Annotated in this window: 10 protein-coding genes; 5 read left to right on the forward strand and 5 right to left on the reverse strand. The window is 71.0% G+C overall.

The genetic code is table 11. The features are described from left to right. Positions 1 to 79 precede the first annotated feature (79 nt). Entirely contained in the window at positions 80 to 1,357 is a 1,278-nt protein-coding gene (locus ACFY9V_RS31030; RefSeq protein ID WP_391163875.1) for an acyl-CoA dehydrogenase family protein, read from the forward strand. Further along, the gene (locus ACFY9V_RS31035; RefSeq protein WP_391163876.1) at positions 1,354 to 1,752 is read left to right on the forward strand and encodes a Rid family hydrolase; all 399 of its coding nucleotides are present in this window, start codon (positions 1,354 to 1,356) and stop codon (positions 1,750 to 1,752) included. Before ACFY9V_RS31030 ends, ACFY9V_RS31035 begins: the two co-directional genes overlap by 4 nt. 64 nt (positions 1,753 to 1,816) lie before the next feature. On the opposite strand, the gene ACFY9V_RS31040 is transcribed toward ACFY9V_RS31035, so the two are convergent. Both ACFY9V_RS31040 and ACFY9V_RS31045 read right to left on the reverse strand, forming a co-directional pair. After that, positions 1,817 to 2,953, reverse strand: a complete 1,137-nt coding sequence (locus ACFY9V_RS31040) for an enolase C-terminal domain-like protein (RefSeq protein WP_391163909.1) — start codon at positions 2,951 to 2,953, stop codon at positions 1,817 to 1,819. A gap of 138 nt (positions 2,954 to 3,091) precedes the next feature. Continuing rightward, a complete protein-coding gene (locus ACFY9V_RS31045; RefSeq protein WP_355338602.1) occupies positions 3,092 to 4,621 on the reverse strand; it encodes a UDP-N-acetylglucosamine 1-carboxyvinyltransferase in 1,530 nt (509 codons plus the stop codon). 294 nt (positions 4,622 to 4,915) lie between these two features. On the opposite strand from ACFY9V_RS31045, the gene ACFY9V_RS31050 reads away from it, so the two are divergent. Next, a complete protein-coding gene (locus tag ACFY9V_RS31050) occupies positions 4,916 to 5,434 on the forward strand; it encodes a hypothetical protein (RefSeq protein WP_391163877.1) in 519 nt (172 codons plus the stop codon). Positions 5,435 to 5,449: 15 nt separating this feature from the next. Here ACFY9V_RS31050 and ACFY9V_RS31055 read toward each other — a convergent pair whose 3' ends face one another. From ACFY9V_RS31055 to ACFY9V_RS31065, 3 genes are all read right to left on the reverse strand, one after another. Continuing rightward, the gene (locus tag ACFY9V_RS31055; protein WP_391163878.1) at positions 5,450 to 6,679 is read right to left on the reverse strand and encodes a hypothetical protein; all 1,230 of its coding nucleotides are present in this window, start codon (positions 6,677 to 6,679) and stop codon (positions 5,450 to 5,452) included. 44 nt (positions 6,680 to 6,723) lie between these two features. Further along, positions 6,724 to 7,581 (reverse strand): class I SAM-dependent methyltransferase, encoded by an 858-nt coding sequence (locus ACFY9V_RS31060; protein WP_391163879.1) that lies wholly within the window; start codon positions 7,579 to 7,581, stop codon positions 6,724 to 6,726. Between the two features lie 102 nt (positions 7,582 to 7,683). Further along, positions 7,684 to 8,310 carry a hypothetical protein gene (locus ACFY9V_RS31065; protein ID WP_391163880.1) on the reverse strand — a complete coding sequence of 209 codons (627 nt, stop codon included), beginning with the start codon at positions 8,308 to 8,310 and terminating at the stop codon, positions 7,684 to 7,686. Positions 8,311 to 8,683: 373 nt separating this feature from the next. On the opposite strand from ACFY9V_RS31065, the gene acnA reads away from it, so the two are divergent. Continuing rightward, positions 8,684 to 11,398 carry an aconitate hydratase AcnA gene (acnA, locus tag ACFY9V_RS31070; protein ID WP_355338617.1) on the forward strand — a complete coding sequence of 905 codons (2,715 nt, stop codon included), beginning with the start codon at positions 8,684 to 8,686 and terminating at the stop codon, positions 11,396 to 11,398. Between the two features lie 485 nt (positions 11,399 to 11,883). After that, entirely contained in the window at positions 11,884 to 13,281 is a 1,398-nt protein-coding gene (gene ngcE, locus ACFY9V_RS31075) for an N-acetylglucosamine/diacetylchitobiose ABC transporter substrate-binding protein (protein ID WP_355338620.1), read from the forward strand. Positions 13,282 to 13,316 lie beyond the last annotated feature (35 nt).

A 13,316-nucleotide genomic window follows, 5' to 3' on the forward strand; every position in this document is an offset into this window, starting at 1 on the left:
AAGCATCCAGCGGACGATTTCAGCGTAACGTGTTGATGACGGCAGTCAACAGGACGCGATAAAGCTGGGAGGCGGGGCGATGGAGGACGGGGTTTCCCGCGGTACGGATTCCGACGGTCCGGCGGCCGGGGAAGGAGCCGGGGGCCGCGCCGGTGGGGGCGGCGGCGCCGGTGGCGGTGGCATCGGTGGGGGCGGCGGCGCCGGTGGCGCCGGTGGCACCCGTGTGGCGTTCACCCTCGACCCGGCACGGGCGGCCTGGGCGGACCGGATCAGGGCGCTCGCGGCGGAACGCCTGAAACCGCTGGCCGAGGCCGGTGAGCCGGGCCGCGTCAACCGGCCGCTGCTGGCCGAACTCGGCGCCCTCGGACTCCTGGCCCGCGTCCTGCCGGGAGACGGCGCCCCGGTCTCCGCCCTCGATCTCTGTGTACTGCGGGAATCGCTGGCGCGCGAGTGCACCGAGGCCGAGACCGCCCTCGCCCTCCAGGGCCTGGGCGCCCACCCGCTGCTCACCGCGCCCGCCGTCGCCGCGCGCTGGCTGCCCGAGATGACCTCGGGCCGGGCCGTCGCCGCCTTCGCGCTCACCGAGCCGGGCGCGGGCTCCGACGCGGCGGCGCTGTCCCTGGCCGCCGAGCCGGACGGCGCGGGCCGCTGGCGGCTGACCGGCGAGAAGTGCTGGATCTCCAACGCGCCCGAGGCCGACATCCTCACCGTCTTCGCCCGGACGGCCCCCGGGCCGGGCCCCGGCGGCAGCGGCGCGCGCGGTGTCACCGCCTTCGCCGTCCCCGCCGACCGCCCCGGCCTGACCGGCGAACACCTCGACATGCTCTCGCCGCACCCCATCGGACGGCTGGTCTTCGACGGCGTCCCGGTCGGCGCCGACGACCTCCTCGGCGTGCCCGACCACGGCTTCCGTACCGCCATGGCCACCCTCGACCTCTTCCGGCCCAGCGTCGGCGCCTTCGCGGTCGGCATGGCGCAGGCCGCACTCGACGCGGCCGTCGCGCACGCGGGTGAACGCACCGCGTTCGGCGGCCCGTTGAAGGACCTCCAGGCCGTCGCGCACCCGCTCGCCGAGATGGCCACTCGCACCGAGGCCGCCCGGCTGCTGGTCCACGCGGCGGCCACCGCGTACGACACCGGCGCCGCCGACCTGACCGCCCGCGCGGCGATGGCCAAGCTCTACGCCACCGAGACCGCGCAGTACGTGGTCGACGCCGCCCTCCAGATCCACGGCGCCCGCGCACTGCGCCGCGGCCACCTGCTCGAACACCTCTACCGCGAGGTGCGCGCCCCGCGGATCTACGAGGGTGCCACCGAGGTCCAACGGACCATCATCGCCAGGGAGTTGTACCGATGAGCCTGCGCCGTATCAACCCCGCCGAACTCTCGCCGCCCACCGGCTTCTCGCACGCCGTCACCGCCACCGGCCGCAGTCTGGTGATGCTCGCGGGCCAGACCGCGCTGGACTCCTCCGGCGTGGTCGTCGGCGACGGCCTGCCCGCTCAGTTCGAGCGCGCCCTCGCCAATCTGCTGACCGCCCTGCGCGCGGCGGGCGGCACCCCGGCCGATCTCGCCCGGCTCACCGTGCACACCACCGACGTCGCCGCGTATCGCGCGTGCGCCGCCGAACTGGGCCGGATCTGGCGGGAGTCGGCGGGCCGGGACTATCCGGCGATGGCGGTGATCGGGGTGGTCGGACTCTGGGACGAACAGGCCCTGGTGGAACTGGACGGCATCGCGGTGCTGCCGTAACGCCCTTCCTCGCGTAACCCCCTTCCTCGCCTAACCCCCTTCCTGGGCTGCGGACTTGGCGGCACTACGCGTCCACGCCGGTCCGATAGCTCTCGCGCGTCCACGCGCGGGCCCGGTCGGTGAGGGTGAAGCCGAGGCCGGGGCGGTCGGACAGGTGCATACGGCCGTCCCGGATCTCCAGCCGCTCGTTGAACAGCGGTTCGAGCCACTCGAAGTGCTCGACCCACGGCTCGTGCGGGTAGGCGGCGGCCAGGTGGAGATGGATCTCCATGGCGAAGTGCGGGGCGAGTTGCAGCCGGTGGTGGTCGGCCAGCGCGGCCAGCTTGAGGAACTGCGTGATCCCGCCGACGCGCGGCGCGTCCGGCTGGATGATGTCGCAGGCCCGCGCGTCGATCAGCGCCACGTGCTCCGCGACACTGGCCAGCATCTCCCCGGTGGCGATCGGCGTGTCCAGCGCGGCGGCCAGCGCGGCGTGCCCCTCCGCGTCGTACGCGTCCAGCGGCTCCTCGATCCAGGTGAGCCCGAACGACTCCAGCGCCCGCCCCAGCCGCGCCGCCGTCGGCCGGTCCCACTGCTGGTTGGCGTCCACCATCAGCGGTACGCCGTCGCCGAGATGGGCCCGTACCGCTGCGAGCCGCTTGAGGTCCTCGGCGCTGTCCGGCTGCCCCACCTTGATCTTGACGCCGCCGATCCCGCGCTCCAGCGAGGCCGTCGCGTTCTCCATCACCTGCTCGACGGGCGTGTGCAGAAAGCCGCCGGAGGTGTTGTAGCACCGCACCGAATCCCGGTGCGCGCCCAGCAGTTTGGCCAGCGGCAGCCCCGCCCGCTTCGCCTTCAGATCCCACAGCGCGATGTCGAACGCGGCGATCGCCTGCGTGGCCAGGCCACTTCGGCCCACCGAGGCGCCCGCCCACACCAGCTTCCCCCACAGCCGCCCGATGTCGTTGGGGTCCTCGCCCACCAACTCCCCGGCCACCTCCCGCGCGTGCGCGAACTGCCCCGGACCGCCGGCCCGCTTGGAGTAACCGAACCCGATCCCCTCGTGCCCGTCATCCGTCCCGATCTCCGCGAAGAGCAGCGCGACCTCCGTCATCGCCTTCTGCACCCCCGTCAGCACCTTGGCGTCGCTCACCGGCACCGCCAGCGGCAGATAGACGGACGACAATCTGACCGACCGGAACCGGTCACCGGCGGGCGGCATCGACACCACGGAAATCCTCCCGATCACATATCTAAACGCCAAGCGCATCCCTGAACGCGCCCAGCATACGACCAGCCGCCGCACCCCGCACCGACCCGCTCAACAGCAGGTCAGACGGGGTGCGGTGGCATCCGTGTGTCAGATGTCGCGGAAGATCTCGATCTGGGCGCCGATGGAGTTGAGACGCTCGGCGAGGTCTTCGTAGCCGCGGTTGATGACGTAGACGTTGCGGAGGACGGAGGTGCCTTCGGCGGCCATCATGGCGAGCAGGACGACGACGGCGGGGCGCAGGGCCGGGGGACACATCATCTCGGCGGCGCGCCAGCGGGTGGGGCCCTCGACCAGGACGCGGTGCGGGTCGAGGAGCTTGACGGCCGCGCCGAGGCGGGTCAGCTCGGTGAGGTAGATGGCGCGGTTGTCGTAGACCCAGTCGTGGATGAGGGTCGAGCCCTGGGCGGTGGCGGCGATGGCCGCGAAGAAGGGGACGTTGTCGATGTTGAGCCCGGGGAACGGCATCGGGTGGATCTTGTCGATAGGGGAGCGCAGCTTGGACGGGCGGACGGTGAGGTCCACCAGCCGGGTGCGGCCGTTGTCGGCGCGGTACTCGGGAGTCAGCTCGTGGTCGAGCCCCATCTCCTCCAGCACGGCCAGCTCGATCTCCATGAACTCGATCGGCACCCGCCGGATCGTCAGCTCCGACTCGGTGACGACGGCCGCGGCCAGCAGGCTCATCGCCTCGACCGGGTCCTCGGACGGCGCGTAGTCCACGTCGCGGTCGATCGAGGAGACGCCGTGCACGGTGAGCGTCGTCGTACCGATGCCGTCGACGCGGACGCCCAGCTCCTCCAGGAAGAAGCAGAGGTCCTGGACCATGTAGTTGGAGCTGGCGTTGCGGATGACGGTGACGCCGTCGTGCCGGGCGGCGGCCAGCAGCGCGTTCTCGGTCACCGTGTCGCCGCGCTCGGTCAGCACGATCGGCCGGGTCGGGGTGACGCTCCGGTCGACCTCCGCGTGGTACGTGCCGTCCGTCGCGGTGATGTCCAGGCCGAAGTGGCGCAGCGCGTTCATGTGCGGCTGGACCGTACGGGTGCCGAGGTCGCAGCCGCCCGCGTACGGGATGCGGAAGCGGTCGGTGCGGTGCAGCAGCGGCCCGAGGAACATGATCACACTGCGGGTGCGCCGCGCGGCCTCGGTGTCCATCGAGTCCAGGTCGAGGCTGGCGGGCGGCACGATCTCCAGGTCGTTGCCGTCGTTGATCCAGCGGGCGCGGACGCCGATGCTGCCCAGCACCTCCAGGATCCGGTAGACCTCCTCGATCCTGGCCACCCGGCGCAGCGTGGTGCGCCCGGCGTTCAGCAGGGTCGCGCACAGCAGGGCCACGCAGGCGTTCTTGCTCGTCTTGACGTCTATGGCGCCGGACAGGCGACGCCCGCCGACCACCCGCAGATGCATGGGGCCCGCGTAGCCGAGGGAGACGATCTCGCTGTCCAGCGCCTCGCCGATGCGGGCGATCATCTCAAGACTGATGTTCTGGTTGCCGCGCTCGATACGGTTGACTGCGCTCTGGCTGGTCCCGAGAGCCTCGGCGAGCTGGGACTGTGTCCAGCCTCTGTGCTGCCTGGCGTCTCGGATGAGCCTGCCGATACGTACGAGGTAGTCGTCGGTCATATCGCCGAGGCTATCTCACATATGAGATGCGGCAACCGCAGATCGGCCGTCCGTGACGGACCCCACTCCCGCCGCGTGCCATCCGGCGTACGCCAGCGCGTGCCGCCCGTGCCCGCACCCGCGACCGCCATCACCGTACTCGCGGGTCACGGCCGCGCAACCCGAAGCGCCGCCCGGCCCACCATCCGACCGCGGAACCCGGCCCCGCAACCCGACCGCGCGGCCCCGGCCCCCGCGACCCGATGCGCACGCCCCGGCCACGCGCCGCCGCGGGCGTACGGCACACTTCCGATCATGCTCACGCGCATACGTTCCCCACGGCCCACGCGGCCCCGGCCCGCGCGCCGCGCGGCCGGTGCGGGACTGGCCGTCGCCGTACTCGCCCTGGCCGGAGCGCTCGCCGGGTGCGGCGGCGGCGCGGGCCCCTCGCGGGACCAGCCGAAGCTGCCCTTCGGCTGGTCGCCGAGCGGACCCTCCCGGACACCCCCGACCCGGGCGGAGACGACGGGCGCCGCGGCCACGCGGGGTACCGGATCGCCCTCGGCCGGCTCGACGTTCGCCCTCACGGCGCCGCCGGCGCGCGCGGGCGCGACCGCGGTGACGCCCGGCGTGAGCGGGAACGCGCGCACGTGCCCGACCCCCGGACACCCGTATCGCGTGTGCGGCCACTACACGCTGGTCCGGCCGACGATCGACCCGTCCGCGCCGTGCGTCGACAGCGATCAGGGGGTCCACGGCGGCACGACGTATGTGTGCCTCTACGGCTCCTGGGTGGAGCTCCCGAAGGTCCCGACACCGGCCACGCCGACGTAGCGCGGCCGGTGCCCGCTACCGCCCGTGCGGTACGAAGATCCGCTCGTCGTCGGCCGCGGCCCGCGGCGCCGGAATCCGGCGGCGCGCCACCCACCGCGGCGTACGCGGCAGGACCACGGCCAGCAGACAGCACACCGCCATGCCGAGCAGCCCGGTGACGACGCCGAGCTTCGTGGCCAGGGAGACCTGCGGCAGGACGAACACGGCGATGTCGAGGCCGAAGGACGCGGCGCTCACCACCGTCAGCGCCGCCGCGACACGGTTCAGCCGGGCGTCCAGCGCCTCCGCGCGCTGCGAGGACGCGGCCAGCAGGGAGTTGCTGACGTAACCGAGGAGCTTGTCGGCGCGCTCCTGGGTGTCGTCGAGCCCGATCACCTGGCGCGCGGAGAGATAACTGGCCCGGTGCGCCTGCGTCGACTCGATCCGGTAGCCGTCGAGATGGTGGAAGTCGGCCCACAGGCCGTCGAGGAACCGCCGGAAGGCGTGCACATCGGTGGTCTCGGGGTGGCCGTGCGCCAGGTCGGCCAGCACCCACCGCCCGGCGACGAGCGCGCCCACCAGCAGCGACTGCTGCGCCACCGCGATGTCCGTGGGCTCGGTCATGGTCAGCAGATCGTGCAGCGGCGTCGCCGGATCGCGGTCCCAGGCGTAGGTGTACGGCAGCAGGATCCGGCAGTCGGGGCCCGATATCAGCGCGGGCACCCGTGCGTCGGCCGCCCACGGCGGGTCCCGCGTCACGAAGTGGCAGTTGTAGCGCGCCGATTGACGGTCGATCGGCGAACCCGCCCCGGTCAGCGCGAGATCGGGCCGCAGTGCGATCTCCTGGACTAGACCACTGGCGACGGCCGCGGCCAGCACCGCCGTCAGGATCGGCGCGTCCGCCTCGCGCAGCGCCTGGTTGACGGTCGCGTCGAGCGCGTCGAGGTCGTGCAGCGCCATCCGCCGCAGATCGGCCTCGTGCCGCAGCGCGTAGACCACCAGCACCGTGCCCGCGGTCAGGATGCGCGCGTGGCAGGCCACGATCTCCGTGCCCGGCAGGCTGATCGCCGGTCCGACCATGCCGGTCAGGTCCATCTCGATGGTGGTGTCCGGGTTGTACGCCAGCGACCGCAGGCCCCCGACCACCGGCCGTAACTCGCCGTGGCCCGGCACCGCGACCAGCTCCAACGAGCTGACGGGGGAGCGGTGGTGCAGCGGATACGCCCGGCTCTGGAGATGCAGCACCTCGCTCGCGCCGAAGCTCATGCCGCCGCTCGTGCCGCCGCTTGTGCCGCTTCTCGCGCCGCCGCTCATGCCGCCGCGCCCGCGCGGCCGGTGCTGGAGCCGGGGGTCCAGGAGACCGCCACGTACTCCGGGATCAGGTCGGACTCGCTCACCGACACCCCGCCCAGATAACGGCGTTGCAGATCCTCGGGGCCCCGGTCCTCGATCGCCGTGCCCAGCAGCGACTCCAGCTCGTCGTGCGTGAGATGGCTCGCGTCCGCGGGCACCGACCTGCGCAGGAACCAGTCGCGCTGCTCGGCCAGGACACGGCAGCCCGCCGCCGCCGCGGGCCAGTAGCTGACCGCGGTCACCGCCGTCGTACCGAAACCGGCGCCCAGCGTCACCACCGACCGTGCCGCGTCCCCCGGCAGATAGAAGACGACGCCCTCCGCGACGTACGCGACCGGCCGACCGGCCGCCAACTCGCGTGCGGCGGAGGTCACTTCGGCGCGGCCCTGCGCGCTGTTCAGATCGGCCGCGAGATGCCGCACCTCACGCTCCGGCGCGACACCGGACGCCGTCAGCTCCGCCGCCCGCCGCCGCTTGGCCGCCGCCATCTCCGGCAGGTCCACCTCCAGCGCCGCGGGGAACGGCAACAGCCAGGGATACGAGGAGAAACCGGCCCCGCACACCACGAGCACCGTGTCCGGGTCGGCGCGCAGCGCCCGCGCGAGGGTGTCGGCGATGTAGCGTCCGCGCAGCGACACCACCAGGTCGTCGTGCGGGTACACCTCGTCGGCGAACTCCCGCCACAACTCCCTCACCGCGGGCCGGTCACCGTCCGGAATCCACGCGCCCGCCAGAGGATCCTCGGCGAGGTCGGGCTTGCGCGCCCGCGACTCGTTGACCAGATACGCGGTCAGTTCGACCCCACCGTGCTGCATGACCGTTGACCCCCGAGTGTGTGACGTTGCGTCACCCACCTTGGTATCACGTCCCGTTGCCGTTGTGGATCTCCCCGTCGGCCGCACGACGGGTCCCGCGGGTCAGGTCCGCAGTCGCGCCAACTCCGCTTCCCTGGCGTCGATGTACGGTCCGAGGTCGGTCACGGTCGCCAACCGGACCTGTCCGATGGGCACGTGGTGCCCGACGACGGTGACCGTGACGGATTCCGCGTCAGCGTCAGCGTCCGCATCCGCATCCGCGTCCGCATCCGCATCCGCGTCGGCGTCCGTCACCGCCTCGATCCGCGCCGCCCACCACGTCCCTTCCGTCAGGACATCGGCCGCCCGCGGCGCACCGTCCACGACGACCTCCGCCCGCGACGTACGGCCTGCCCCGGCCTCCCGCGCCGAAGGGTCCTCGTCCGCCCGCGGGTACCCGTCCCGCTCCAGCCGCAGCGACTCGGCCAGGCTCACCGGCTCGGCGGCACGCACCGCGCTGGTCACCCAGACCGCCGCCTCGTCCTGCCCCAGCCGTCCGTGCCGCACGGTGATCCGCTGCCATACGTCGTCTCTTCTGTGGCCCTCGGCGAACCACGCCGGTTCCGGCGCGGGACCGGTCACCGCGCACACCCGGAAAGGCGGCGCCCCGCGCAGCGCGGCCATCCGCCGCGCCGCCTCGGCCAGGACCGCCGCGACCCTCGCGCCCTCGTCCTCCGTCGCATACCGCATGAGGGCATTGTCCCGGCACCCGTCAAGCGGGCACACCCCCGCGCCCCGTCCCGCGTCCGACCCGCGGCACGGCACACCCGTCGGTCACGCCGTCGGTCACGCCCGTCCGACCCGCCCGTCCGACCCGGCGCGCGCCACGCCGCCGTCCCCGGGTGGGCCGGGCATGACCCAGCGGCGGTCATGTACTAGAGTTATCTCGACATCGAGATATCTGCTGAGGCGTACGACGACCGCACCGCACGAGGTAAGGGTTACCTAACCAGAGCCCACCTTAGCGGACCGGCCGGCGGGCATGTCACCGACATGCGGCCGGACCGGGGGACCGCGGTGGTACGCGCGCAATGACGCAAGACGACGCATGAAGGAGACTGTCGTGTCGGCGAACAGCTTCGACGCCCGCAGCACGCTGCGCGTGGGCGACGAGTCGTACGAGATCTTCCGGCTGGACAAGGTGGCGGGCGCGGCCCGGCTGCCGTACAGCCTGAAGGTGCTGCTGGAGAACCTGCTGCGTACCGAGGACGGCGCGAACATCACCGCCGACCACATCCGGGCGCTGGGCGGCTGGGACTCCCAGGCCCAGCCGAGCCAGGAGATCCAGTTCACGCCGGCCCGCGTGATCATGCAGGACTTCACGGGTGTGCCCTGCGTCGTGGACCTGGCCACCATGCGCGAGGCCGTCAAGGAGCTCGGCGGCGACGCCGCCCGGATCAACCCGCTCGCCCCTGCCGAGCTGGTCATCGACCACTCGGTGATCGCCGACCGCTTCGGCACCGCCGACTCCTTCGCGCAGAATGTGGAGCTGGAGTACGGCCGCAACAAGGAGCGCTACCAGTTCCTGCGCTGGGGCCAGACCGCGTTCGACGAGTTCAAGGTCGTCCCGCCCGGCACCGGCATCGTTCACCAGGTGAACATCGAGCACCTGGCCCGTACCGTCATGGTCCGCGGCGGCCAGGCGTACCCGGACACCCTGGTCGGCACCGACTCGCACACCACCATGGTCAACGGCCTCGGCGTGCTCGGCTGGGGCGTCGGCGGCATCGAGGCCGAGGCCGCGATGCTGGGCCAGCCGGTGTCCATGCTGATCCCGCGGGTCGTCGGATTCAAGCTGACCGGCGAGCTGCCCACCGGCACCACCGCCACCGACCTGGTGCTGACCATCACCGAGATGCTGCGCAAGCACGGCGTGGTCGGCAAGTTCGTGGAGTTCTACGGCGAGGGCGTCGGCGCCACGTCGCTGGCCAACCGCGCCACCATCGGCAACATGTCGCCGGAGTTCGGCTCCACCGCGGCGATCTTCCCGATCGACGAGGAGACGCTGAAGTACCTGCGGCTGACCGGCCGGGACGCGCAGCAGGTCGCGCTGGTCGAGGCGTACGCCAAGGAGCAGGGCCTGTGGCTGGACCCGGCCGCCGAGCCGGACTTCTCCGAGAAGCTGGAGCTGGACCTCGCCACCGTCGTCCCGTCGATCGCCGGGCCCAAGCGCCCGCAGGACCGTATCGTCCTGGCGAACGCCTCCCAGCAGTTCGCCCGCGACGTGCGCAACTACGTGACCGACGACGAGGAGGCGGGCAAGGAGTCCTTCCCGGCCTCCGACTCCCCGGCCACCCACAACGGCGTGCCGACCAAGCCGACCGTGGTGACCGCCCCCGACGGCAGCACGTACGAGATCGACCACGGCGCCGTCACCGTCGCCGCGATCACCTCGTGCACCAACACCTCGAACCCGTACGTGATGGTCGCCGCCGCCCTGGTCGCCAAGAAGGCGGTCGAGCGCGGTCTGACCCGCAAGCCGTGGGTGAAGACGACGCTGGCGCCCGGCTCCAAGGTCGTCACGGACTACTTCGACAAGGCGGGCCTGACCCCGTACCTGGACAAGCTCGGCTTCAACCTGGTCGGTTACGGCTGCACCACCTGCATCGGCAACTCGGGCCCGCTGCCCGAGGAGGTCTCCAAGGCGGTCAACGAGGCGGACCTCGCGGTCGCCGCGGTGCTCTCGGGCAACCGCAACTTCGAGGGCCGGATCAACCCGGACGTCAAGATGAACTACCTGGCGTCGCCGCCGCTGGTCGTCGCGTACGCCATCGCGGGCTCGATGAAGGTGAACATCACCGAGGACGTCCTCGGCACCGACACCGACGGCAAGCCGGTCCGCCTCCAGGACATCTGGCCGACCGAGGCCGAGGTCAACGACGTGGTCGCGTCCGCGATCGGCCAGGACATGTTCAACGAGTCCTACCGCGACGTCTTCGCGGGCGACGCGCAGTGGCAGGCGCTGTCGATCCCGACCGGCGACACCTTCGAGTGGGACCCGCAGTCCACCTACGTCCGCAAGCCCCCGTACTTCGAGGGCATGACGATGGAGACCACCCCGGTCACCGACATCGAGGGCGCCCGCGTCCTGGCCAAGCTCGGCGACTCGGTCACCACCGACCACATCTCGCCGGCCGGCGCGATCAAGGCCGACACCCCGGCGGGCAAGTACCTCACCGGACACGGCGTCGACCGCCGCGACTTCAACAGCTACGGCTCGCGCCGCGGCAACCACGAGGTCATGATCCGCGGCACCTTCGCCAACATCCGGCTGCGCAACCAGATCGCGCCGGGCACCGAGGGCGGCTACACCCGCGACTTCACCCAGGCGGACGGCCCGGTCGCCTTCATCTACGACGCCTCGCGCAACTACATCGAGCAGGGCGTGCCGCTGGTCGTCCTGGCGGGCAAGGAGTACGGCTCCGGCTCGTCCCGCGACTGGGCGGCCAAGGGCACCGCGCTGCTCGGCGTCAAGGCGGTCGTCGCGGAGTCCTACGAGCGCATCCACCGCTCCAACCTGATCGGCATGGGCGTGCTGCCGCTCCAGTACCCCGAGGGCGCCTCCGCGGCCTCCCTGGGGCTCACGGGCGAGGAGACGTTCGCCATCTCCGGCGTGACCGAGCTGAACGACGGCACGACCCCGCGCACGGTGAAGGTCACCACCGACACCGGCGTGGAGTTCGACGCCGTTGTCCGGATCGACACCCCCGGAGAGGCCGACTACTACCGCAACGGCGGCATCATGCAGTACGTATTGCGGTCGCTGATCCGCAAGTAACGATCAAGTGACGTTCCGCTACGGCGGATACGCAGAAGAAACCGCAGGCGGGCCGCGCTCCTCTCAGGGGAGTGCGGCCCGTCCGCTTATGTCCGTACATGCAGACCGGCTCGGCCCGGTTCGGTCTTCACTACTTGAACGCACTTCCGTGACAGTCGTGTTGACTAGTGAATACAAGATCCGGCGCGCTCGGGATCGGTGAGACATCCCACGTTTCGCGGAGGTCTCAACTCGGGAAAGCTTGCCGCCCAAACCATCATTCGATCTTGCCCTGCCGACTGCAAGTGGACTATACCTGTCGGCGTCCAAGGAACCCGCTCACAGCGGGGCGGGGCGGGGGGGAACGTCGGGCAGAAACACCCGGCGGCCTACGGTGACGTACCCCTCCTCGATGGATGCACGGCATCACTCAAGCTTCAACTGTTCGCGGTCGTCGGCGGATTCCGCTGCACCGCATGAGTCCTGATGAGAGCGAGGACTTGAGCATGGGATCCGAAATGAACCGCCGGGATCTGGTCAAGCGTTCCGCGGCGCTTGGCCTCGTAGCCATTCCGTCGGCCGGTCTGCTGAGCGCCTGCGCGTCCAGCGGCGGTGACAGCAGTAGCGACAAGCCCACCAAGAGCGCGACTGCGGCCTCGAAGGACAACCCCTTCGGCGTGAACGACTCCACGGCCCTCGACATCGTCATCTTCGACGGTGGTTACGGCCACGACTACGCCACCGCGCTCGGCAAGCTGTACGAGTCCAAGCACCCGGGCTCCAAGTCCAGCGTCCTGCCCACGCAGGACATCGCCGGCAAGCTCCAGCCGCGCTTCAACGCCGGCAGCCCGCCGGACGTCATCGACGACTCGGGCGCCCAGCAGATCAAGCTGGACGTCCTGCAGAAGAGCGGTCAGCTCGCGGACCTCACCCCGCTGCTCGACGCGCCCTACATCGACGACCCGAGCAAGAAGATCCGCGACGTGCTCCAGCCCGGCACGATCGAGACCGGCACGCTCGACGGCAAGATGTACTCGCTGAGCTACATCTACACCGTGTTCGGCCTGTGGTACTCCGGCAAGCTGTTCAAGGACAAGGGCTGGACCGAGCCCAAGACGTGGGCCGACTTCATCTCCCTTTCCGCGGAGATCAAGAAGGAGAAGATCGCGCCCTTCTGTCACCAGGGCAAGTACCCGTACTACATCAACGTCGCGATCATGGACCTCATCGCCAAGAACGGCGGCCTGGAGCTCCAGAAGCGCATCGACACGATGGACCCGACGGCCTGGGACGACCCGGCCGTCAAGGCGGGCATCGAGGCGGTCTACGAGATCGTGGACAAGAACTACCTGCTGCCCGGCACCAACGGTCTGACCCACATCGAGTCGCAGACCGCGTGGAACCAGTACAAGGCCGCCTTCATCCCGTGCGGCTCCTGGCTGGAGAACGAGCAGATGAAGGCCACCCCGAGCGACTTCGACATGAAGTTCATGCCGATGCCGTCGCTCACGGGCGACAAGCTGCCCTTCGAGGCGATCCGGGCGGGCGCGGGCGAGCCGTTCATCGTCCCGGAGAAGGCCAAGAACAAGGCCGGCGGCCTGGAGTTCCTGCGCATGATGCTGACGAAGGAGGGCTCCGGCAAGTTCGCCGCCGCCGCCAACTCCCTCACCGTCCTCAAGGACGGCGTCGGCTCCGACGTCCAGCTCCGTCCGGGTACCGCGTCGACCGTGACCGCGCTGAGCGCTGCCGGTGCGAACACGTTCAACTACAACTACCCGAACACCAACAGCGAGTTCGATGTCGCCCTGCAGAACCTGAGCGGTGAGCTGATGGCCAAGCGCCTCACCCCCGCCCAGTGGATCTCGAAGGCCAAGGCGCTCGCGGCCAAGGCCAAGAAGGCCTGACCCAGCGACGTCGTGCGGTGCGGGGGCCGGAATCC

Source organism: Streptomyces sp. NPDC008317 (genome assembly GCF_042955955.1).
Lineage (GTDB): Bacteria > Actinomycetota > Actinomycetes > Streptomycetales > Streptomycetaceae > Actinacidiphila.